Here is a 22,253-nt window from a genome sequence, read left to right as displayed (position 1 = left end):
CCGGTGCGGCCGCTCGCGGCCCGCCTCTCGTTTCTCTTTGTAGACAAGGTCATTTCCGCATGCCTGAAATCCACGAGAGAGAAGCGAATCCTGAACCAGATCATCGAGAACTTCCGGGCGAACGCCGGCCAGGTCGACGACGGCAGATACTTGCTGTTGACCACCACCGGTGCTCGCTCGGGCAAGCCGCACACCGCGATCCTCGGCTACTACCCGGATGGCGATCGCGTCCTCGTCGTCGGCTCGGCCGGCGGCAGTCCCAAGCACCCGGACTGGTACCACAACCTGGTCGCCCATCCCGAGGTCACCGTCGAGACCGGCTTGTTCACCTACCCGGCCACGGCCGTCGTCCTGCCCGCTGCCGAACGCGACGAGGTCTTCCCCCGGCTGGTCGAGGCGGACCCGGGATGGGGTGAGTACCAAGCGCGAACCAGCCGCACGATCCCGGTCGTGGCGTTGGTTCCGCATCCCGGCCCACCGAAGGGAGGCGGCTCGTTCGGCGAGACCCTGAAGCTCATCCACACCACCTTCCGGCGCGAACTGGCCCTGATCCGCAAGGAAGTCGCCACCTCCGGCACAGCAGGTCTGGGCGCTCAGCTCCGCATCAACTGCCTGACGCTCTGCCAAGGCCTGCACTACCACCACACCGGTGAATCCGCCGGCCTCTTCCCGGCGCTCGCAGCTCAGCACCCCGAGTTGGCCGACGTGATCGCCGTACTCCAGTCCGAACACGACCAGATCGCCGTACTCCTGGAAGAGCTGGAGAAACACCTCTCCGATCCGTCCCCCGATCTGCTCCCTCAGGTGGACCGGCTGATCGGTTCTCTCACCGCCCACCTGGACTACGAGGAGGCCGAACTCCTGCCGTACCTGTAGCCAGCTCTTGCGTTCGGCGGCCGACGAGGATCAGCGTTGGCCTGTGTACGACGAGGCTGTCGAGGCCGGCCGGGTTGCCCTGTCGCGGGGCGCCTGGCCGGCCGCCCGGCTGCGATCTGGTGATTCAGGGCCGGCGGGCCAACAGGGCGTAGGAGTTGGGCAGCCGGCCGGACCAGGCGGCGGCGTTGTGACCGTCGGCGGGGCGCCAGAACGGCTCGGCGTATTCCTCGAGGGTTTTGATCTCCAGCCCGGCGGCGACGACGGCAGTGACGATCTGGCCGAGGTTCCACTGCCACTCCTGCGCGCCGTTGGCCGGGAACGTGTCGTTGATGTGCGACGGGGCGAAGTAGCTGCGGTCCGGGCGGATCCGCGGCTCGTCCTCGTCCCACGTCCACAACGGCACGGCGGGGTGCGCCTCGTACACGAAGAGGTGACCTCCTGGTCGCAGTACCCGGGCGGCATCGCGTGCCCAGGCGGCGATGTCGCGCATCCAGATCAGCGCACCTTTGCCGGTGTAGACGAGATCCGCACACCCGTCCTTCACGGGTACGCCGGGCACCTCGGCGACGACGTACCGGCAGCTCAGGCCGAGCTCGACCGCCCGACGCTGAGCTGCCCCGGCGGCCACCGAGCTGTAGTCCACGCCAACTACCTGATGGGCCCCCGCCTTCACCAGCGCGACGTCGTCCAGCCCGTGACCACTCTGGAAATGCACAACCGTCGGCCGACTGTCGAGCAACGGCCGGAGGAGTTCCGCTTCCCGCTCGAACAGCCGCGCATCACTCCGCGCCTCCTCCAGCAGGTCGTCGTACTCCAGCACGTGCTTGGTCGAAGCCTTCTCCCAAGCCTCCCGATTGCTCCGCACGACCTCATCCATGCGCCACAGTCTCCCGTACGACGTAACACCCGTCGGCCGGCTATTCGTTGTGGAGGACTTTGGCGATGGTGGTGTGGGCGGCCGTTCGGGCTGGGAGGTAGGCGCCCAGGGCGGCGATGGCGATGCCGGCCAGGAGGAACAGGACCAGGAGCGGGACGGGGTAGACGTCGAGCATGAAGGAGGGGAGGGCTACCTGGGCGCCGTTGGCCATGGCGGGGACTACGAGGCGGTGGGCGATGATGCCGAGGGGGATGCCGAGCAGACCGCCGATGGCGCCGAGGGCGGCCATGGAGGTCACCACCATCACAGTAACCTGGCCGGGCGTCATGCCGATCGACTTGAGCATGCCGAGGTCGCGCCGTCGTTCCCGGGTGTTCAGTACGACGGTGTTGAACACACCCAGCGCAGCCACGGTCCCGAGCATCAGGGTGAGCAGTACGACGGTCGCCAGTACGATCGCGACGAACTTGCCCGGATCCTGACCTGGGACCTCCTGCAGTCCGGGGTCGCCGGCCTGCACGGCTTTGACATACGCATCGATGTCGGTCCCCGGCTTGAGCTGGATCTCGTACATGGTCGCCCGCAGGTCCGGTGCTGTCAGTGCCAGCGTCTCCCAGTTGGAGAGCACTTCCTCGCCCGAGTTGTAGAGCGCCTTGGCAACAATCTTCACCTGGGTGCTCTTGCCCTTCGACTCCAGCGTGATCGTGTCGCCGACCGAGAGACCGTGCTGCCGCAGGAACCGTTCGGACACGGCCACCTGACCCGGTCCGTCGAACCAATGCCCCTCCAGCACCCGGTAGCCGATCTGCTCCGAATCGCCCCGGTAGAAGCTGACCCGGAGATCCTGCTTCGTCCCGGCCAGCCGCATCGGCAGGTTCCGGCTCGCGGTCACGTACTGCGCTCCCGACGATCGCAGCAACGCCTCGTCGGCTGGGTCGCTCAGCTTGGCAACCTGCCGCTCCGGCGCCGGTACTGCCCCCGGCGGATCGGGCTGCGGACCGCTCTCCGCCGTACCGGCGGACATCGTCACGTCGACCGCGCCCGTCCGGCTCGCCGCGGTCTGGTAGCTCGTCAACGACTTCCCGAGGCCGACAGCCAACGTCACGCTCGTGACACCGAGTACGACGGCTGCCAGCGTCAGCGCCGTACGGGCAGGACGGGCGAACGGCAGCCCGAGCCCAAGGCTGACCGACCGCGGCGGCCGGGTACCGCTCAGCCAGCGCTGAGCCCGCAGCCCTCGTCCGGCCCGCGGCGCGCTTCCCGCACTGATCGCCTGGGCCGCCGACAAGCCACGAGCTCGCAGCGACGGCACCAGCGCAGACAGCGCGACCAGCAGTGGTACGCCGAGCAGCGCCGCCACGTCCACCCAGATCGGCACGCTCACCCCGTCGGCGCCGTAGTTCTCGAAAGCCCTTGCCAGCAAGGAAGTTGCCAGCACATTCCCGACGACCGTGCCCAGCGCGCAACCGACGACAGCCGGAATGGAGATCATCGCGAGATAGACAGCCATCACCTGGGTGGGCGTGAACCCGAGCGCCTTCAGTACGCCGATATGCCGGAAGCCGGCCACCACCGCACCACTGACCACGTTCGCGACGATCAGCACCGCAACCGCCAGACCGAGCCAGCCGAACACCATCAGGAACGGAACGAACGTGTTCGGTTCGCCGGTGGCAGTAGCGCGCAGCGCGAGGTACGACTGCGTGCCGAGCAGCGCACCCGTCGGCAGACCGGTCATCACCGCGGACTGCCCCGCCGAGACCTCAGTGTTGGTCGTGGCGTGAGTAAAGCGGTAGAGCATCTGACTGGCAGTCGGCTTCAACGCCGTCATCTGCTCAGGCGTGACCCACGCGTCGGCCGACTCGCTCACGCTGTAGGCGAACCCGACAACGGTCAGCGTGGTCCCGCCGGCCGTGAGCTGCGTCCCCAGCGTCGCGGCGCCGCGTTGGTTGCCGGAGGTGATCGGGTTCCGGTTGAGCACGATTTCACCGGGCTTGTCGGGCCAGCGGCCCTCCCAGACGTTGAGGCGGTCGACAGGTCCACCAGCGTCCGCCCGGCCCACCACGACCAGCGGACGTCCATCCTTGTCCAGATCCAGAGTGGTCAGACCGAACGGTCCCGCCACTGCCTCGACCTCAGACTGCTTGGCGGCGTCGGTGAGCTGACCGTTCGAGACCTTGCTCCGGTCGTACGTCGCCACGAGATGCGCACCGCTCTGCCGCGCGTACGCTTGATCGAAGGGTCCGGTTGAGGCTGCCAGGAGTCCTAGTGCGACCACGATCATCGTGGTGGACAGCGCGACGACGACACCGATCACGATCGTCTGGAGCTTGCGCCGTCGTACCGCTGCTCGGGAGACCGGCCAGACGGCGCTCACGGCGTACGCTCCAGAGTGCGCTCGCGGGCGACCTGCCCGTCGACGACCTCGATCAGCCGGCTGGCGCAGCGGGTGGCGAGTTGCTGGTCGTGCGTGACGAGAAGCAGGGTTTGGCCGATCTGGTTGAGGTCAAGCAGGAGGTCCATCACCTGTTCGCCGGCGCGGGTGTCCAGAGCGCCGGTCGGCTCGTCGGCCAGCAGTACGGCCGGGCGGTTCATCAGCGCCCTCGCGACGGCGACCCGTTGCCGCTCGCCACCGCTGAGCTGGGCCGGGTACGTGTTGCGTCGTCCGGCGATGCCGAGCTCCTCGAAGAGTTCCAGCGCGCGCTGCCGGGCGTTCGACGCGGAGGTCCCGGTCAGCTGCGCGGCCAGTGCGACGTTGTCGAGCGCGGACAGATCGTCGAGCAGGTTGAAGAACTGGAAGATCATGCCGATCCGCCGGCGCCGGTACAGCGCCAGGCCCTTCTCGTCGAGCGCGCCCAGATCCTCGCCGTGGACCACGACGGACCCAGAGGTCGGCCGGTCCAGGCCCGCCACCATGCTGAGCAGCGTCGACTTGCCGCTGCCGGACGGTCCCATCACCGCGACCGCCTCGCCGGCATGGATCTCCAGCGACACCCCGTCCAGCGCGATGGATTCGCCGTACTCCTTGCGAACTCCGCTGAGCCGCACGACCGCCTGTTCGTTGCCTTCTGCATCCGTCATGCGTTCACGCTAGAGCCGGTGGTGCTCGGTCGGCGTCAGTCTGGCGACGTAACGTTCGCGGCCCGTCATCCTGGGGATGTACGGCGTGCCACCTGCGGATGATGCGGAATCACCACGGCCTTGGGACAGTGGTCCTTGTGATCACGATCTGGCTGCTCGTCATCGCCTGCCTGGTGGCCTTGACGCTGGCGGCCGCCCTCGTCCGGGCCCGGCGTGCTCACGCCCGGGCGCTCCAGGAACGCGGCTGGTTGCTGGAGCGTGAACGGGAGAGCGCGGCACAGCACGCGGTTGACGCAGAGCGGGCCAGAATCGCCCACGACCTGCACGACATCGTCAGTCACAACGTGAGCGTCATGTTGATCCAGGCCGGAGCCGCCAGGCACGTGCTCGCGACCGAACCGACCGAGGCAGAGGCGGCCTTGCTCGCGGTCGAAGCGGCCGGTCGCGACACGATGACCGAGCTCCGGCACCTGCTCGGCCTGCTCGCGCCGTCGTCGGACGGCTCGGCCGAAGAGCTCTCGCCGCAACCGAGCCTGAGCCGGTTGAGCCCGCTGATCGACCGGATCGCGTTCGCGGGCCTGCCGGTGGAGGTGCGCATCTCGGGAGATCCCCGGCCGTTGCCCGCCGGCGTCGACGTCACGGCGTACCGGATCATCCAGGAGGCGCTGACCAACGCGCTCAAGCACGGCAACGGGGTCAAGGCGGAGGTGACGGTGCGGTACGCCGACCACGCGCTGCGCGTCGAGGTGCTGAACACTGGGCCGAGCGTGCTGTCCGGTGGGCGTTCGCCTGGCCCGGAGGGAGAAGGCCGGGGTCTGCTCGGGTTGCGTCAGCGGGTCGCCGTGTACGGCGGTGACCTCGATGCTCGGCGCAGACTCGGCGGCGGGTTCCGCGTCCGGGCCAAGATCCCGCTGGAACGCCCATGAGAGAACCGCGAGTGGTGATCGCCGACGACCAGGCATTGGTGCGGATCGGCTTCCGGATGATCCTTACCGCCCGCGGCATCGAGGTCGTCGGTGAGGCCGGCGACGGTGGCGAGGCGGTCGACGCCGTCCGGCGGCTGCGGCCGGACGTCGTACTCATGGACATCCGGATGCCGACGATGGACGGCCTGGAAGCCACCCGCCGGATCCTGGCGCAGACACCGGACTGTCGCGTGCTGATGCTGACGACGTTCGACCTGGATCGCTACGTGTACGCCGCTTTGGCCGCGGGAGCGAGTGGGTTCCTGCTGAAGGACGTCACGCCCGAGCACCTGGCGGCAGCGGTTCGCCTCGTCACCACAGGCGATGCTCTGCTCGCGCCGTCGATCACTCGACGGCTGGTCGAACGGTTCGCGGTCGGGGAACACGGTCCTACCCAGCCCGCCGTCCATCGCGATCTCGCCGTACTGACGCCGCGAGAGCTCGAGGTGCTCACGCTGATGGGCCACGGGTTGTCCAATGCGGAGCTCGCCGCAAAGCTGACGCTCAGTGAGGCGACGGTGAAGACGCACGTCGCCCGGATCTTCGCGAAGCTGTCGCTCCGCGATCGGGCCCAGGCCGTCGTACTCGCCTATGAAACCGGGCTGGTCTCGCCGGGCGGGTCCTGAACCATTGCCGTTGACAACGGTACGAACTACAGTCCCCACGTCAGCAAAGGGGATGTGTCTCCACGAGTAACGGGTCGTGCATTCTGTGCGCACGGATCGGACCGTTCCGCCCGCGTGCGGTGAAGGACGGCTACGGCATCGAAGAATGCCCGGCATGCGGACTCGTGCAACTCTTGCCCACACCCACCGCCGAGACCCTGCACGCTTTGTATGAAAGCGATTCGTACTTCGACGGCGACGGCGGCTCGGGGTATTCGCAGTACGAGCATCAGGAGCTCGAGTACCTGGCGACCTTCCGCGAGGACGTACGCCGGATCGCCGAGTTCGTGCCCTCGGGACGGGTGCTCGAGGTCGGCTGTGCTTATGGCTACTTCCTGCAATGTGCGTTGGACGCTGGGTACGATGCCTACGGCATCGACCTGTCACCTGACGCCGTCAAATGGGCCGCCGAACATCATCCCGGCCGCGTGTTCCGTGGACCTCTCGAAGAGGTGCCGGAGATCCAGGAGCAGCAGTACGACGTCATCTTCGGCTCACACGTGATCGAACACCTCACCAATCCGGGCGCGTTCCTGGAGAACGCGAGTCGACTGTTGCGTCCCGGCGGGTTGATCGTCCTCGTCACTCCCAACATCAAGAGCCTGCTGGCCCGCGTGTCCGGCTCCCGCTGGGTCTCGTTCAAGATCCCGGAACACGTCAGCTACTACGACCCGGGCACGATCACTCAGTTGCTACGCCGTACCGGCTTCACCGTCCGGGCGATTGACCCCGCCTATCAGTACTACGCCGTGCCCTTCGTCGCCAGCCGCCTGCGAGAACTCCTGCACCCCGTCTCCCGGCTGATCCCACCCGTCGAACGCCTTCCTTTCATACGCACCCGGAGAATCCGGGTAACCAGCGGCTCCATGCGGGTCATCGCCACCCTCTGACCTCGTCAGCGGGCCTTCGTGATCATGGAGGACCTCACCCGCTGAGTTCTCGAACCGTGACTGCACCGTCGGCGTCGTACCCTCAAGGCTTCTCGGGGATGGACAAGGGGGAATCACCGCATGATCAAGAACAGACTGTCCCGCCTGCGTGCCGCGCTTGCCGTGTGCATCGCGGCTGCCATCGGGACCGCTGTGCTGGCGACCGCGCCGGCCAACGCGACGACCATCTCCCCTTCGACCGCGCAGGCGGCGACTGTGGCGAGCACGTTGCTGCCGGGGCAGTCGCTGAAGGCCGGTCAGTACATCCGCTCGGCGAACGGCGTCTACACGCTGCAGATGCAGTCGCACGGCAACGTGACGTTGAGGCAGAGGGGCTCATCGGTGGTGCTGTGGTCCTCGGGCACTTACCGGTACAACGCCGTACTGGTGATGGCGAAGGACGGCACGCTGCAGATCATCTGGGGCCGGACGAGGATCTGGTCCATCGGGGCATACAGCCCCGGCGCCAAGTTGGTGCTTCCGGACACCGGCAACCTGGCGACGTACAACACCCGCGGCAAGGCCGTCTGGAACCGCCACATGGTGCTTGGGACCTTGATGCCGGGCAGTGAGCTCCGGGGCCTGGACGCGTACGGGCGCGACGTGACGATGTACTCGACGAACCGGGTCTACACAGTCCAGATGCGCACCGACGGCAACCTGGTCCTGCTCCAGTACGGCAAGACCGTCCTGTGGAGCACCAACGTCACCGGCTGTCCGAACTCGTCGGCCTCGATCGGCGTCCGTGGCAGGTTCTCCACCTACAACCAGAACGGCGAGGAAACCTACTTCATCGACTCCCGCCGCCCCGGCACAGTCCTCCAACTCCGCAACGACGGCCGCCTCCTCCTCATCCACGGCCGCACCATCTACCGAACCCTCCACTGACATCGAACGCCCGTGAACGCTGGAGTCGTCCGATCGGGCACAGCGCAGCCTCACCATCTGCCCACTCAAGAGGACAGGCTGGGATGCCGATACACAAAATGCGGAGCAGGACCTCAAGACAACAACCGAGCGCCGAACGGAGGCAGCCGGACTTCGTTCACGGCGCCGTGTGTCGGGTGATTGGATGACATCTGTCGTCCTGCGTGTCATCCGATCACCCGATGTTGCGAATCTCCGCCCCAAGGCACCCTGTACGTAGTGTCTGACCGCGACACGCACAAGAGAGTGCACAACCCACGGCGGTGGGCGACGGCGCTGGACACGACTTCAACGCCAAGCAAAGCGTCACTTGAACCTGCGCCATGAATGGCGGAGAAGCCGACGTGACGATCTACAGGCGTTGACCTGAAGTCAGTGAGAGATTTCCATGTCCGAGCCCGAGGAAACGCAAGAACTGCAGCCATTCGTCCGATGGGGATGGCCGACGTCGATCGGTGTCAGCGTGCTCACGTTTGTGTTCGGGTTCGTGCTTGGAGGCGCCGGAGAAGGCTCCACAACTTCGACAGCGGACGGCTCTGTCCCGGGGCCGACAGTCACCACGACGGCAACGGCAACGCCCGGCTGGCCGACCATCAACACGGACGGCAGGTTCGAGCTCGGTATCAACATCCTGCCCGGCACGTACAGCAGCACCACGCTCGGCTGCTTCTGGGCCCGGTTCGATTCCGGCAAGGTCGTCGCGAGTCGTTTCGGCGCGCATGAGGTCGTGACTATCCGGCCCACCGATGACGTATTCGAGAGCTTCGGTTGCGCGCCGTGGACGAGGGAGCGGTCACCACGCCCACCCACCCCACCATGGCTGCCGAGCCCGAGCTGAAGGGCTAATCGTCGCGCTCTTGTCAGGGTGTGGAAAGGGCGGGGAACGTCGATGGCTGCTCCGTACCAGCACCTGACGGACCCGATCCGGCGGGACATCGCCAAGCGACTCGGAGGCTGCTCTGGGCCGCACCAACGACGACGACCAGGACTCCGGGGAGAACGGCCCCGAGGACGCTGCCGGATCCGTTCCGGTCCCGGCGTAGGACAACTGAGACGGAAACTGAGACGGAACGACTCCGGGGCGGCTCCCTGACTAGGGAGCCGCCCCGGCTCTTGTTCGTCCTCCGGAAGCGTGAAACCTGGCTCTGACCTGCGGTTTCTTGACTCCGGGGAGTGGCGGAGGATACGAGATTCGAACTCGTGAGGGGTTGCCCCCAACACGCTTTCCAAGCGTGCGCCCTAGGCCTCTAGGCGAATCCTCCAAGCGGAGAGGATACGCGAGACGGCTCGGGAACCTGAAATCGGGGCTGTGAACCTGGAGGACTGTGCTGGTAGGGGTGAGCGTGAGCGGGAGTGGGTGGCAGTGGTGGCGCATGCTCCGCCGGGCCGCGCAGGGCCATCGCGGGCGGGCCTAATCCTGCTGCTGGTGGTGGGCGTGCTCATTTAGGGTCGGCGGCATGGACGGAGCTCCGGATCCGGATGTGGTTCACCCGATGCCTGACGTCGAGCGAGTGGTCCTGCTCAAGGCTGTGGTGAAGTCGCCGTTGATCGAGGTAGGGGACTATACGTACTACGACGATCCGAATGACCCGGGCGCGTTCGAGACCAGCAACGTGCTGTATCACTACGGTCCCGAGCGGCTTCGCATCGGCAGGTACTGCGCTCTCGGCGAGGGCACCACGTTCATCATGAACGGCGCCAACCACCGGATGGACGGCCCGTCGACGTTCCCCTTCCCGATCATGGGCGGGGCCTGGGCGGAGCATTTCGACCTGATCACCGGGCTGCCGGGCCGCGGGGACACCGTGGTCGGGAACGACGTGTGGTTCGGGTACCGCAGCCTGGTGATGCCCGGGGTGACGATCGGGGACGGCGCGATCATCGCGTCCGGTGCGGTCGTGGTGGACGACGTACCGCCGTACGGGATCGTCGGCGGGAACCCGGCGAAGCTGATCCGCACCAGGTTCCCGGCAGCGGACGTCGCCAGGCTTCAAGAGATCGCCTGGTGGGACTGGCCGGTCGAGCGGGTGACGGCGAACGTCCGCGCGATCATGGCCGGCAGCATCGAGGAGCTCGAGTCGTGACGTTGGTACTGCGGCCGATCGAACCCGGCGACGTGGACGCGCTGCAGGAGCTGATCGAATCCGATTCCGGTTACACCGAGCGGATCACCGGTTACCCGCCCGGATCGTCGGACGCGCAGAGCCTGCTGATGATGCGTCCGGAGCACTTGCCCGAGGAAGCGAAGGTCGTGCTGGGCGCGTTCCAGGACGACCGCCTGGTCGCCGTGGCCGACCTCCTCCGGGGCTATCCGAACGACCACACCGCCTTCATCGGCTTACTCGAGGTCCATTGGAACCACCAGGGTCTCGGGCTCGGCAAGGCGACGTACGAACTCATCCAGCGGTACGTCGAGACGACGTGGCCCGAGGTGCGGACACTGCGACTGGCAGTCGTGGACACGAACGCGCACGTGGCCACGGGGTTCTGGCTGCGGCAAGGGTTCGAGCCGACCGGTGAGGAGCGGCCGTACCGGTACGACAAGCTGGAGTCGACCGCGCGCCTGTACGAGAAGCAGCTGACCTAGCGCGTCACTCGAGCAGCGTGCCCGCCAACGCTCGCCACTGCTCGATCGGCTGCGGACCTGTGACCCCGGTGATCACGTTGATCGCGACGTGGTCGGCGCCGGCGTCGAGGTGCTCGCTCAGCTTCGCCTTGACGTCGGCCGGCGTACCCCACGCTGCCAATGCGTCGATCAGGTGGTCCGGCAGCTGCTCGAGCTCCGCATCGGTGAACCCTTGCCGCTTGAGCGAGGCGGCGTACCCGGGAAGCCGAGGGAAGAAGCCGATCGTGTTCCGCGCGATCGCCCGCGCCCGCTCCGCGTCGGTCTCGACCACGACCAGATGGCTGACCGCGAGCAGCTTGTCCGGGCCGAGCACCGTCCGCGCCTGTGCGGAGTACGACGGCGTGATCAGGAACGGGTACGCACCGGCCGACCGGTCCCGGGCCAGTTCGAGCATCCGTGGGCCGAGCGCGGCGAGCAGGCGACGCTCTTGCGGTACGCCGTCCAGCGCGTCGAGGAAGGTGTTGAGCGTGGCCAACGGCCTAGGGCCGTGCGCACCACCGAGACCGACGGTGAACCGGCCCGGCGCGGACGCTTCCACCGAGGCGTACGTCGTACTCACGTCCTCGGCACGGTATTGGTCGACCGAGAGGATGCCGCTGACGAAGTTGATCGATGTGGTTGCACCGACCAGGTCGACGATGGTCTGGAGACCGGGCAGCCGGCCGCCGGACAACCAGATCGCGGGGTACCCGAGCTCCTCGGCCGCGAGGGCCGCGGCCAAGGACTCAGGGCTGCTGTCAAGACCCGTGGTGATCCCGAACGGACCAAATTGATGACTCGTCACCCAACCAGCGTAGTTCGCCTCACAGGCCAACGCGGACGGGTAGCCAGCTGGCCGGGTTCTGGGGGTTCGCCAGCGTCATCCCGTCGACGATCTCGAACAGTTCCCTCCGGGGATCGGCCAGTCCGGCGTCTTCGGCACTCATCTGCAGGTTGAAACCGGCGTACCAGACCCGGAGGTAGGCGGGCCCCTCGAGCCGGGCCGGCCGTCCGTCGACCACCAGGTGGGTGCGGGCCCACTGCTCGAAGGTCATCGGCTCTCCATCCGCCGGCTCGGCACCGGCTGGAGGTAAAACGCGCCACCGGGCGGATCTGTTGTGTTCGCTTGAGGAAAAGTTTGAGCGGCGGTGGGGGCATGGCCCCGGGGTCTCGATTTCGGTCGTGGGGTCGCCATCACGTACACTTCTGGCTGGTTCCCCGCGTGGCGGTATCTCGCCCAACTCCCCCAGGGCCGGAAGGCAGCAAGGGTAAGTGAGCTCTTCCGGGTGCGCGGGGAATCCTCATGTCCGGGCCCTTGTCTAGGCTGGTCCAGCCGAACCGAGACAGCGAGGGAGCCCGATGAGCGAGGAACGCCGCTACCTGCAGGAACTGATCATCGCCGAGCTCGGCGTACCCGCGTCGTTCGACGTGGACGTGGAGATCGAGCGGCGGATCGAGTTCCTGGCCGACCAACTCCGGCGTACCGGCGCGTCGTCGTACGTGCTCGGCATCAGCGGCGGGGTCGACTCCGGTACGGCGGGCCGCCTGTGCCAGCTCGCGGTCGAGCGGGTCCGGGCCGAGGGCGGTCAGGCGACCTTCATCGCGATGCGGCTGCCGTACGGCGTCCAGGTGGACGAGGAGGACGCGCAGCGATCGCTGGAGTTCATCCGGCCGGACGAGACGCTCGTGGTCGACGTGAAGCCGGCCACCGACGCGATGGTCGAGTCAGTCCGGCACGCGGGCCTCGGCGACGACCGGGCGGACTACCACGTCGGCAACATCAAGGCGCGGCAGCGGATGATCGCGCAGTACGTCGTCGCCGGCGCGCGCGGCGGGCTGGTCGTCGGCACGGACCACGCGGCCGAGGCCGTGATGGGGTTCTACACCAAGTACGGCGACGGCGCGTGTGACCTGACGCCGTTGTCCGGGCTGACGAAGCGCCGGGTCCGGGCGATCGGGGCGCGGCTCGGTGCGTCCGACGTACTCACGGGCAAGGTGCCGACGGCCGACCTGGAGACGAACAACCCGGGTCTGCCGGACGAGGTCGCGCTCGGGGTGACGTACGACGAGATCGACGACTTCCTCGAGGGCCGTGACGTGAGTGAGCAGGCGGCGGCCACGATCATCGCCGCGCACCGGCGTACGGCCCACAAACGCGCTGTGCCGCTGGCAGTCTGAGCCTGTTGCTGGCAGCTGAAACGAGGGTGCTGGGCTTCTGGTCGGGAGCTATGGGCTCCGGGTCAGGAGGTGTGGGCGAACTGCCGGATGCGGTTGGCGAGGCGGGCCAGACGGATGGTGGCGATGTTGCGGTACGCCGGGCGGAGGACCGTGGCCAGTGGGCCGGTCTGCTCGAAGGCGTGGGTGACCTGGCCGTCGGCGGCGATGGTCCAGGTGCCGACCTCGCGGAAGCCGGGGACCTGCCAGGTGATCTCGATGCGGTCCGGCTCGATCACCGTGTACTGCAGTTCGCCGGTGAGACCCGGCCGCACCCGGAGGTCATAGCGGGTGTTTGCCTGAGCGTCGGCCGGACCGTCGATGCTCAGGAAGGCCTCGTTCCACTCCGGCAGCGCGAGCGCGTCCAGGAGGACGTGACGGATCGCCGCCTGGCTGGCGGGGATGGTGTCGGTCGCTTGTTCCATGACTATCTCTCCTGAGCGAGGGTGTGGTCGTACTCGGGGTCGCGCCGGCGGGCCAGAGCGGCTCCGGCGGGAAAGGCGTCGGCGATGGCCCGCAGTGTCGTGATGGTCTCGTCGAGGGGCTGGCCGGCGACGAGGTTGTTCATGGTCCGGTGCAGGCGGTTCTCCGCGGTGACGATGCGCCGGTGCAGGGCACGGCCCTGCGCGGTCAGGCTTAACGCGAGGTAACGCCGGTCGACCTTGTCGATGCCACGTTTGACCAGTCCCTGCGCGACCAGGCGGTCGACGAGACGGCTCGGGCTGTTGCCGGTCTCGCAGACCAGGAGACCGCCGAGGGCGTTGAGAGTCAGCGGCCCGTGATCACGGAGTACGCGCAGCACTTCGGCCTGTGAGGGCGTGATTCCGAGCGGGCGCAGCTCGGCGGCGAGCAGCCGGTTGCCCTCGCGCTGGATCGCCAGCACGAGATAACGCAGCTCCTCGACCACCTTCATGGTCTGAAATATTACACGACATGTATGTCATGTCATCTAACTGCCACGCTGATGGTGCGTTGCGCTTTCGGGCGGTCCGGGGTGCGGTCGGAGTGCGGTCGGAGTGCGGTTCGGAGTGCACGAAGAGTGCGTGAGAAAGTCCGGTTGAGGTCATGGTCAAGGGGACATCGCGGCTGGCAGAGTGTCTGCATGAAGGGTCTGATGCAGAACTACCAGCTGTCCCTGGACACGATCTTCCTCCGGGCTGAGCAGTTCTACCCGGACAAGACCGTCTACACCGGCGGTCCGGCGCCGACGAGACTGACGTACGCCGAGTGGGCCGCGCGGACCAGACGACTAGGCGGCGTACTGGACACACTCGGGATCAGCGCGGACGGCCGGGTGGCGACGTTCGCGTGGAACTCGGGGCGTCACCTCGAGCTGTACTTCGCCGCGCCCTGCACCGGCCGGGTGCTGCACACCCTCAACATCAGGCTCTTCCCCGATCAAGTCGTCTACATCGCGAACCATGCCGAGGACGAGGTCGTCTTCGTCGACAAGTCGTTGCTCGGTCTCTTCCTGCCACTGCTCGACCGGTTGCCGTTGGTCAGGCATGTCGTCGTGATGGACGATCTGCCGGCTGGCGCACCCGGGCCTGAGGTGCCGGACGATCCACGATTCCACGACTACGAGGAGCTACTGGCCGCGGCGGAGCCGGTCGAGTTCCACGTCTCGGACGAGAACCAAGCGGCCGCGATGTGCTACACGAGCGGTACGACGGGCAATCCGAAGGGTGTGGTGTATTCGCACCGATCCACCTGGCTGCACTCCATCGGCGTACTGACCAACGCAGGAATCGGGTTGGCCGAGACGGACACGGTGATGCCTGTCGTGCCGATGTTCCACGCCAACGCGTGGGGTCTCGCGCATGCGGCTCCGATGGCGGGGGCCAGTCTGGTGTTCCCGGGGCCGGACATGAGCCCGCAGGGGATCCTCAAGCTGCTCCAGGAGCAGGAGGTCACGCTCGCTGCGGGCGTGCCGACAATCTGGCAAGGCCTGTTGCCCTTGCTGGAGGGGGTTGAGTTGCCGAAGCTGCGACGGGTCCCGTGTGGCGGGTCCGCCGTACCGATGGCGTTGTCGGAGGCGTTCCGAGAGAAGCTCGGCCGGCCGATCCTGCAGGCGTGGGGTATGACGGAGACCAGCCCGGTGGCGACCGCCGCGCACGTGCCGGCTCGGTACGAGGACTTGCCCGAGGACAAGAAGGCCCGGCTGCGTGCCCGACAGGGACAGCCGCTGCCAGGTGTCGAGGTGCGCATCGTCGAGCCCGGGTCGATCAAGCCGTTGCCCTGGGACGACGAGGCGACGGGCGAGCTCCAGGTGCGCGGGCCGTGGATCGCCGCCGAGTACTACCGTCCCGACGACGGTGTCCGGCTGAGCACGGAAGACGGGTGGATGAAGACCGGCGACGTCGCGGCGATCGACCAGTTCGGCTCGGTGCGCCTGGTCGACCGCACCAAGGACCTGGTGAAGTCCGGCGGCGAATGGATCAGCTCAGTCGAGCTGGAGAACCTCCTGATGGCCCACCCCGCGGTCAAGGAGGCCGCCGTCATCGGGGTACCCCACCCCAAGTGGGACGAACGCCCCCTCGCCTGCATCGTCCTCCAGGAAGGCGCCACCTCCACCGCCGACGAAATCCTCGACTACCTCAGACCTCAGGTAGCCAAGTGGTGGCTCCCCGACGCCGTCGAATTCATCGACGAAGTCCCCAAAACCTCAGTAGGCAAATTCTCCAAGAAGGACCTCCGCTCCCGCTTCGCCAACTACCCCCTCGACTAACTGCGGACGATGCGGGCACACCCCGCACCCCGGACTCCGGCACCCCGCACCTGGCACCCCGGCAGCCCGCACCTGGCACCCCGCACCCCGGACCGCGCATCCCGGCAGTCCGCACCCAGCAGCCCCCTGGACCGCGCGCCCCGGAGCCCGCACCCGGCAGTCCGCGCCCCGGACCGCGCATCCCGGCAGTCCGCACCCAGCAGCCCCCCGGACCGCGCGCCCGGGAGCCCGCACCCGGCAGTCCGCACCCCGGCAGTCCGACTGCCCGCGCCTCGCACCCCGCTCCAGCCCCGGTGCTCGGTGCGTCTGCCGCTAGCGCGGGTTGTCCGCCGGGTGTGGGGCTCGGTGCAAGCGTCCGCGCGGGTGTGCGGTGCCAGCCCGGGCCTCCATGGCCGACGCTTGCGTCCACCTCACAGGAGCGGGGCGTCGGACCGCCTCCTCGGGCTCGCAGTCCGGTGCCCCGCGCTCCCGATAGCGCGGGTTGTCCCGCACGGGATGGGGCCCGGCTCTGCGCGGTGTGAGATTCGGGCCAGCCCCCACGGGTGGGGGCCGGCGTAGGCCAGCCCCATCGCCGACCTCAGATCTCATGGTGTCGGGGCCCGCCTCGTCGGACGTGGACAAGGGAACGGGTGACCGGGGGTGCGTTTACGGGTTGAGGGCGTGGGACGTCTCGAGGAGGTTTTGCATTGCTTGGTGGAAGGTGGCGCGTTGTCGAGAGGTCCAGGTGGTGGTTAGTTGGGCGAAGATCTCTTCCTGCCACTGGTGGGCGTGGTTGAGCATGGCGAGGCCCGACTTGGTGACGGTCACGTCGCGCCGGCGAGTGTCGGTTTCGGCGGGTTGGGTCTGGAGGTAGCCGGCGGCAACTGCTTCCTTCACCAGTCGAGAAGCCCCGCTTTGGTCGATGCCGATTTCATGGGCGATCGCGTTGATGGTCGCCGCCTGGCGCTGGGCGACCGAGTTGACGGCCTCGGTGACGAGGACGAGACGTCCCTGTTCGGCGATCCGAGGATCGTCGTACGAGCGCCGCGACCAGTGCCGGACGAACTCGAACAAGACCTGCCCAGGTCCGCGGTCGTGACCTGCAGGCCGTGCAGTTGGCGTGCTCACTGGGTGGCGGCCAGTTCGCGGTAGATGTAGGCCAGTTCGAGCGCCGACCTGAGGTCCGGCAGTCGCAGTGCCGCCGAGACCTTCTCGCCGGTGACCCTGAACAGCGTGGCCACTCGGGTCGGGGAGGTGCTGCCGGGCCATGTGGCGTCCTGTTCGACGACCATGAGGCGCTCGCTGATCGGATGCCACGACTTCGGGACCAGCCTGATCCCCGACCGCTGCACCCAGTCCGCAAACCCGCTCGGCGTGATCGGCCCGGCGCCCTTCGGTCCCAGTACGACGACCGGATCGGTGACCGCACCAGCGGCTCCGTCCAGATCACCGCCGTTGACCGTCAGATGCCAGCGATTGACGGCCTTCTCCAGCTCATCAGCTCCCATGGCCGTAATTGTATGCGATTCGCATAGATCGCGGAGGGCTCAGACGAAGGTGACGTCAAAGTGGTCATGGAGGTGAGCGAGCGTTGCGTCGACGAACTCTGCCGGCCACGGCCCGCCGGTCTGGTTCGCCAGAGTGGTGCCGCGGCGGATGAACTCGCGGACGATGTACTGATTGGCGGCCAGGATGTCGGCCGGGTCGGTGCCGGTAGGCGGGATCGCTTCGAGAACGGCTCGTTGCTCGTCGGACAGTAAGGCGTTGAGGCGTTTGGCTCCGCTGGTACGGCGCACTCCGCGTTCGGCGAGCATCAGGGCGATGAGCTGGTCGCGGAGCACGCCAACGCCCTGGTTGGCGACGATGCGTTCGTCCCGGCCGAGCACGGTGACCAAGTTCCCCAGGAAGTAGAAGAAGAGGTTCACCGTCTGCTCCGGCCAGTACGGCGTACCCACGCGACCGCCTTGCGAAGGCTGGTCGCCGTCCGGAAACAGCGTCCCGTCACGGTCGAACAGCACGCGGACCCCGTCGTACTGGAAGCGGTCGAAGGAGCCGAGTGGATGGATGATGAGGTCGACGTGAACCCAGTCGGGCGTGATACCGAGACCGCCGCACACGATCCCGGGGATCCGATCGGCGAGCACGGTCGGTCCGGTGATCCTCCGCAGCACGTCCGCCCAGTTCTCCACGAACCAGTCAATAGCGTCGTCGGTCACGACACAGTGCACATCGACATCGCTGAACCTGTCCGCCTCCCCGGTGCCGTAGCTGCCGATCAGATAGACGGCGAGAATGCGTTCGTCCTCTGGGAGTACGGCGCGAGCGCGCTCAATAACCTGCTGCTGCCTGTGGTCTCCGCTCGTCACCCGCGCCAGCGTACTTCCGCCCACGCGCCCCGGCGGCCGCTAGTCGGCATCCCCGGTCGTCTCCCGCACCAGCGTGCTCCCACGTGTTCGCCGTACGGCGGCCGCTCGCCGGCCCATCCGGGGTATCACCGACTGGCGGGTTATGTCACCGCTGGCGTGCTGCAACCCGCCAGTGGAGACGAAACCCGCCATGGCCCCGGCCTACTCGCCGTACGGCGGTCGCTCGGCGGCGCATCCTCCGGTTGCCGGAGCCTGGTGTCGGGGGTGGAGTTGGGGTTGGTAGGGCGTGGGGAGGATTTGTCGGCGGGCGGCGCTAGGGTGGCGGGCGTGGAAGCACCCCTTGCGTTGTACCGCCGGTATCGCCCGGAGACGTTCGCCGAGGTGATCGGGCAGGACCATGTCACGGCGCCGCTGCGGAACGCGTTGAGCAACAACCGGGTCAACCACGCCTACCTGTTCTCCGGCCCGCGCGGGTGCGGTAAGACCACCAGCGCCCGGATCCTGGCCCGCGCGATCAACTGCGAGAAGGGCCCGATCGCCGAGCCGTGCGGGGTGTGCAAGTCCTGCACCGACCTGGCCCGTGGCGGCCCCGGCAGCATCGACGTGATCGAGATCGATGCCGCCTCGCACGGTGGTGTCGACGACGCGCGTGACCTGCGCGAGCGGGCGTTCTTCGCGCCGGTGGAGAGCCGCTACAAGATCTACATCATCGACGAGGCGCACATGGTCACCACGCAGGGCTTCAACGCCCTGCTGAAGCTGGTCGAGGAGCCGCCGCCGCACCTGAAGTTCATCTTCGCCACCACCGAGCCGGACAAGGTGATCGGGACGATCCGGTCCCGGACCCATCACTACCCGTTCCGTCTGGTCCCGCCGAAGGTTCTCGGCGACTACATGGCCTCGCTCTGCCAGTCCGAGGGCGTCGCGATCGAGCCGGCCGCCCTGCCGCTGGTGGTGCGGGCCGGTGCCGGTTCGGTCCGTGACTCGCTGAGCGTGCTGGATCAGTTGATCGGTGGTGCGGGGCCGGGCGGCGTCACGTACGAGCTGGCCGTCGCGCTGCTCGGCTTCACGCCGGACTCATTGCTCGATGCGTGTGTGGACGGGTTCGCCGCGCATGACAGCAAGGCCGTGTTCGAGACGATCGAGAAGGTGATCGAGACCGGCCAGGACCCGAAGCGCTTCGCCGAGGATCTGCTCCGGCGGTTGCGCGATCTGGTCGTGCTGTCCGCCGTACCGAACGCGATCGTCTCCGGCCTGATCGAGGGCGCCGAGGACCAGGGCGAGCGGCTGCAGACCCAGGCCGCCGGGATCGGCGCCGCGGAGCTGACCCGGGCGGCGGACATCGTCGCGGCCGGTCTGCTGGAGATGCGCGGGGCCACGGCACCGCGACTGCAGCTGGAGCTCATCTGCGCGAAGGTCCTGCTGCCCGGCGCCGACGACTCCACCAACGGCATCCAAGCCCGCCTCGACCGGATGGAACGCCGCCTCGCCATCGGAGTCCCCGGTACGGCGGACGCAGGTCAGCCGGCCGAGTACGCGAGCGCTCCGGGCCCCGACGCAGCCACCAGCCGCGCCGCAGCCCGCGCCGCCGCGGGAGCCGGGGGCACGCCGACTACTGGCAACGCAGGAGCTGGTACGGCGGCAGCCGGTGCAGTCGGCGCCAGTACGGCGACTGCCGGCGCAGCTGGCCCCGGTACGACGCCAGCCGGTGCAGCAGGTGGAGGTACGCCAGCCGGTGCGTCAGGTGATGGAGCGGCAACTGCTGGTGCGGCCGGTGGCGCGGCTGGTGGTGCGCCGGTGCGCGGTGAGACAGGCGCTGGTGCGTCAGGTGGTGGCGGGGCTGGCGGCGGTGCGGATGCCAGCGGTTCGGCCGGTGGTGTCGCGCTGGGGGTAGCGGCTGATGCTGGCTCGGGGCAGGCCGCCCGGGATGGGACTGGTTCAGGCGACGCGCAGTCAGCCGCTCGTGCTGTCGACGGCCCACCCGCCAGTGCGGCGGCGCGGTCTGGAGCCTGGGCGGATGAGTCGGCCGGCTCAATAACCTCTGCGCATCCAACGTCTGCGTCGGCGTCCGCACCAGGATCGGTTACTTCGCCGCAATCGGGCGGCGCTGCGCCTGCAGCGGGTGGGGCGGGAGCGGCGGCTGCTCCGTCAGCGGGAGCCGTTGGGTTGGCGGATATCCGGCGGTTGTGGCCTGAGGTGCTCGAGGCGGTGAAGGCGAAGCGGCGGTTCGCCTGGATCATGCTGAGCCAGAACGCGCAGGTCATCGCGATCGACGACCAGACTCTGACGCTCGGTTTGGTGAATGCAGGTGCGCGGGAGAGCTTCGCCCGTTCAGGGAGCGACGAGATTCTGCGGCAGGCGATGATCGACACGATCGGTCTGAACCGCCGTGTCGAGGCAGTTGTCGACCCGTCCACCGATCCCGGGGCGGGCGGTGGTCACCACACCGGCGGCCCGCGCTCCGGCGGACCGCAGGGTGCCCCGGGTGGATCGAGCGGCGGTGCGCCCGGTGGATCTAGCGGCGGTCCTGCTGGCTCGGGCGGCGGTGGACCGCACGGCGGAGGGTCGGGTGGCGCATCAGGCGGCCACGCGGGCACTGCTGGAGCTGGTGGCGCAGGTGCGGCTGGAGCTGCAGCCGGTGGTGCGGGCGCTGGCGGCGCGGGTGGAGCCGGAGTCGGCGGTGCCGGTGCGGGCAGGGCCGCGGGTGCCGGTGCGGGCGTGAGCGGGCCTGGGGCTGGCGGTGCTGGTGCGGGTGGTCCTGGGGTCGGCGGTCCTGGGGCTGGCGGGACAGATGCTGGTGGGCCAGGTGCTGGTGGGCCAGGTGCAGGCGGTGTTGCTGCGGGTGCCGGTGCGAGCGGGGGCGGGTCCGGAGGAGCGAGTGGATTCGGCGACGCTGCGGCGCGTGCCAGTGAAGCTAGCTCTGGTGCGGCTGTAGCAGGCTCGGCCGGTCCAAGGACGGCCTCCGGCGGTGCAGGAGCGGGCTCTGGTGAGGCTGGGGGCGCTGGAGCTGGTGGGGCAGGTGCTGGCTGGTCGGAGACGGGCGGGACGCAGGGGTCGTCGCAGTCGGGTGACCAGGCTGGGGTGCGAGGGCCTGCCGGTGGAGTAGCTGGCAACGGCTCGTTGGAGAGTGGCGGTCAGGCCGGCGCTGGGTCGGGCGATGTGGGTGGGCCGGGCAGCTCGGGGCGTACCGGTCAGTGGACCGATGAGCCTGGGGCGGCGGTCGCCGTCCAGGAGCCGCCGGACTCGGAGTACGACGTGCCGCCGGAGCCGGATCCTTGGGATGACGGGCCTACCCCGCGACCGGGGGCGGGCACAGGGCGGTCAGCCGGGGCGGCATCAGGAGCGCGGCGGGCGGCGCCGGTGGATCGGCGTGAGCAGGCGGCCAGCAAGCGGCGGGCTGCGGAAGCGGCTGTGGCGGCAGAACAGGCTCGTCGGGCTGCCGCGGCTCCCGCGGCGCCGGCGGTACCGCTGACGCCGGAGGAAGAAGCGGACGCGATCGGCGAGGACGACATCGTGCTGGAAGAGGACTCGCGCTCCCACACCGACCTCCTCCGCGAGACCCTCGGCGCCCAGATCATCACCGAAGAACCCAACTGACCAACTGATGCCCGGCCCTGGGCCCCCGCCGAGGATCACCTCGGCGCCCAGATCATCACCCAAACCTCAAACGCGCTCCCGAGGTGTCGACTTACACCCGTGGGCCGGCGGGCTCGCCGAGGCGCCGGCGGGGTGCCGACGTACGCCGGTGGGGTCGGCGAGGTCTGGCGGTGGGGTCGTCGAGGTGGCCGGTGGAAGCCGAGATAGGTCGCCGACGTGGGCCGATGAGTTGGCCGAGGTTGCGCCGGTGAGATCGACGCCGACGTGCGCCTGTGAGTTGCCGAAGTGGCTGGTGGGTTCGCGGAGGTACGCGGGTGAGGTAACCGAAGTGGGTCGGTGGGGTCATCGAGATAGGTCGGCAGGTCGCCGACGTGCGCCGATGGGGTCGGGGAGATCAGCCGGTGAGGTCGCCAACGTGGCCGGTGGGGTCGTCGAAGTGGGACG

21 protein-coding genes, 1 tRNA gene and 1 other RNA gene are annotated in these 22,253 nt (G+C 68.3%); 12 read left to right on the top strand and 11 right to left on the bottom strand.

The window, feature by feature from the left end:
• The first annotated feature begins 3 nt into the window (after positions 1-3).
• Positions 4-876 (top strand): nitroreductase/quinone reductase family protein, encoded by an 873-nt coding sequence (locus AB0F43_RS17335; protein ID WP_360476996.1) that lies wholly within the window; start codon positions 4-6, stop codon positions 874-876.
• A gap of 124 nt (positions 877-1,000) precedes the next feature.
• On the opposite strand, the gene AB0F43_RS17330 is transcribed toward AB0F43_RS17335, so the two are convergent.
• Genes AB0F43_RS17330 through AB0F43_RS17320 form a run of 3 tightly spaced genes read right to left on the bottom strand, consistent with a single transcriptional unit; the run spans position 1,001 to position 4,834 of the window.
• Complete coding sequence (locus tag AB0F43_RS17330; RefSeq protein ID WP_360476993.1) at positions 1,001-1,753, bottom strand: class I SAM-dependent methyltransferase; 753 nt, start codon at positions 1,751-1,753, stop codon at positions 1,001-1,003.
• Between the two features lie 40 nt (positions 1,754-1,793).
• Entirely contained in the window at positions 1,794-4,130 is a 2,337-nt protein-coding gene (locus AB0F43_RS17325) for an FtsX-like permease family protein (protein ID WP_360476990.1), read from the bottom strand.
• On the bottom strand, positions 4,127-4,834 hold the full coding sequence (locus tag AB0F43_RS17320) for an ABC transporter ATP-binding protein (protein WP_360476987.1): 708 nt from the start codon (positions 4,832-4,834) through the stop codon (positions 4,127-4,129). The genes AB0F43_RS17325 and AB0F43_RS17320 overlap by 4 nt, the downstream gene beginning before the upstream one ends.
• A gap of 137 nt (positions 4,835-4,971) precedes the next feature.
• On the opposite strand from AB0F43_RS17320, the gene AB0F43_RS17315 reads away from it, so the two are divergent.
• From AB0F43_RS17315 to AB0F43_RS17295, 5 genes are all read left to right on the top strand, one after another.
• Positions 4,972-5,760 (top strand): histidine kinase, encoded by a 789-nt coding sequence (locus AB0F43_RS17315; RefSeq protein ID WP_360476984.1) that lies wholly within the window; start codon positions 4,972-4,974, stop codon positions 5,758-5,760.
• Complete coding sequence (locus AB0F43_RS17310; RefSeq protein WP_360476981.1) at positions 5,757-6,425, top strand: response regulator transcription factor; 669 nt, start codon at positions 5,757-5,759, stop codon at positions 6,423-6,425. The genes AB0F43_RS17315 and AB0F43_RS17310 overlap by 4 nt, the downstream gene beginning before the upstream one ends.
• A 206-nt stretch (positions 6,426-6,631) precedes the next feature.
• A complete protein-coding gene (locus AB0F43_RS17305) occupies positions 6,632-7,354 on the top strand; it encodes a class I SAM-dependent methyltransferase (protein WP_360476978.1) in 723 nt (240 codons plus the stop codon).
• A 120-nt stretch (positions 7,355-7,474) separates the two neighbouring features.
• Entirely contained in the window at positions 7,475-8,281 is an 807-nt protein-coding gene (locus AB0F43_RS17300) for a hypothetical protein (protein ID WP_360476975.1), read from the top strand.
• Positions 8,282-8,708: 427 nt separating this feature from the next.
• The gene (locus AB0F43_RS17295; protein WP_360476973.1) at positions 8,709-9,158 is read left to right on the top strand and encodes a hypothetical protein; all 450 of its coding nucleotides are present in this window, start codon (positions 8,709-8,711) and stop codon (positions 9,156-9,158) included.
• 336 nt (positions 9,159-9,494) lie between these two features.
• Here the strand turns inward: AB0F43_RS17295 and AB0F43_RS17290 are convergent.
• Positions 9,495-9,582, bottom strand: a tRNA-Ser gene (locus AB0F43_RS17290).
• 195 nt (positions 9,583-9,777) lie between these two features.
• Between AB0F43_RS17290 and AB0F43_RS17285 the strand changes: the two genes are divergently transcribed.
• Entirely contained in the window at positions 9,778-10,404 is a 627-nt protein-coding gene (locus AB0F43_RS17285) for a CatB-related O-acetyltransferase (protein WP_360476970.1), read from the top strand.
• A complete protein-coding gene (locus tag AB0F43_RS17280; protein ID WP_360476967.1) occupies positions 10,401-10,907 on the top strand; it encodes a GNAT family N-acetyltransferase in 507 nt (168 codons plus the stop codon). The genes AB0F43_RS17285 and AB0F43_RS17280 overlap by 4 nt, the downstream gene beginning before the upstream one ends.
• A gap of 4 nt (positions 10,908-10,911) precedes the next feature.
• Here AB0F43_RS17280 and AB0F43_RS17275 read toward each other — a convergent pair whose 3' ends face one another.
• Entirely contained in the window at positions 10,912-11,730 is an 819-nt protein-coding gene (locus tag AB0F43_RS17275) for a TIGR03620 family F420-dependent LLM class oxidoreductase (protein WP_360476964.1), read from the bottom strand.
• A gap of 19 nt (positions 11,731-11,749) precedes the next feature.
• Positions 11,750-11,980, bottom strand: a complete 231-nt coding sequence (locus AB0F43_RS17270; protein ID WP_360476961.1) for a hypothetical protein — start codon at positions 11,978-11,980, stop codon at positions 11,750-11,752.
• 154 nt (positions 11,981-12,134) lie between these two features.
• Between AB0F43_RS17270 and ffs the strand changes: the two genes are divergently transcribed.
• Together ffs and nadE are read left to right on the top strand one after the other, a co-directional pair.
• An RNA gene (ffs, locus tag AB0F43_RS17265) (signal recognition particle sRNA small type) lies at positions 12,135-12,231 on the top strand.
• A gap of 53 nt (positions 12,232-12,284) precedes the next feature.
• The gene (gene nadE / locus AB0F43_RS17260) at positions 12,285-13,103 is read left to right on the top strand and encodes an ammonia-dependent NAD(+) synthetase (protein WP_360476958.1); all 819 of its coding nucleotides are present in this window, start codon (positions 12,285-12,287) and stop codon (positions 13,101-13,103) included.
• Between the two features lie 62 nt (positions 13,104-13,165).
• Here the strand turns inward: nadE and AB0F43_RS17255 are convergent, their stop codons facing one another.
• Together AB0F43_RS17255 and AB0F43_RS17250 are read right to left on the bottom strand one after the other, a co-directional pair.
• Complete coding sequence (locus AB0F43_RS17255) at positions 13,166-13,564, bottom strand: SRPBCC family protein (protein ID WP_360476955.1); 399 nt, start codon at positions 13,562-13,564, stop codon at positions 13,166-13,168.
• 2 nt (positions 13,565-13,566) lie between these two features.
• Complete coding sequence (locus tag AB0F43_RS17250) at positions 13,567-14,052, bottom strand: MarR family transcriptional regulator (RefSeq protein WP_360476953.1); 486 nt, start codon at positions 14,050-14,052, stop codon at positions 13,567-13,569.
• A 189-nt stretch (positions 14,053-14,241) separates the two neighbouring features.
• On the opposite strand from AB0F43_RS17250, the gene AB0F43_RS17245 reads away from it, so the two are divergent.
• Positions 14,242-15,867: a long-chain fatty acid--CoA ligase gene (locus AB0F43_RS17245; protein WP_360476950.1), complete on the top strand. Its 1,626-nt coding sequence runs from the start codon at positions 14,242-14,244 to the stop codon at positions 15,865-15,867.
• 645 nt (positions 15,868-16,512) lie between these two features.
• On the opposite strand, the gene AB0F43_RS17240 is transcribed toward AB0F43_RS17245, so the two are convergent.
• From AB0F43_RS17240 to AB0F43_RS17230, 3 genes are read right to left on the bottom strand one after another with little or no spacing between them, the layout of a single operon-like run.
• Entirely contained in the window at positions 16,513-16,920 is a 408-nt protein-coding gene (locus AB0F43_RS17240; RefSeq protein WP_360476947.1) for a MarR family winged helix-turn-helix transcriptional regulator, read from the bottom strand.
• Between the two features lie 50 nt (positions 16,921-16,970).
• Complete coding sequence (locus AB0F43_RS17235) at positions 16,971-17,354, bottom strand: hypothetical protein (protein WP_360476945.1); 384 nt, start codon at positions 17,352-17,354, stop codon at positions 16,971-16,973.
• Positions 17,355-17,393: 39 nt separating this feature from the next.
• A complete protein-coding gene (locus tag AB0F43_RS17230) occupies positions 17,394-18,212 on the bottom strand; it encodes a nucleotidyltransferase domain-containing protein (protein WP_360476942.1) in 819 nt (272 codons plus the stop codon).
• Between the two features lie 276 nt (positions 18,213-18,488).
• Between AB0F43_RS17230 and AB0F43_RS17225 the strand changes: the two genes are divergently transcribed.
• A complete protein-coding gene (locus AB0F43_RS17225) occupies positions 18,489-21,809 on the top strand; it encodes a DNA polymerase III subunit gamma and tau (RefSeq protein ID WP_360478794.1) in 3,321 nt (1,106 codons plus the stop codon).
• Positions 21,810-22,253 lie beyond the last annotated feature (444 nt).

Origin of the sequence: Kribbella sp. NPDC023972 (assembly GCF_040639075.1) — a bacterium.
Classification (GTDB): domain Bacteria; phylum Actinomycetota; class Actinomycetes; order Propionibacteriales; family Kribbellaceae; genus Kribbella.
The sequence above is the reverse complement of the archived record's forward strand: the minus strand, read 5'-3'. Positions and strand labels throughout refer to the sequence as shown.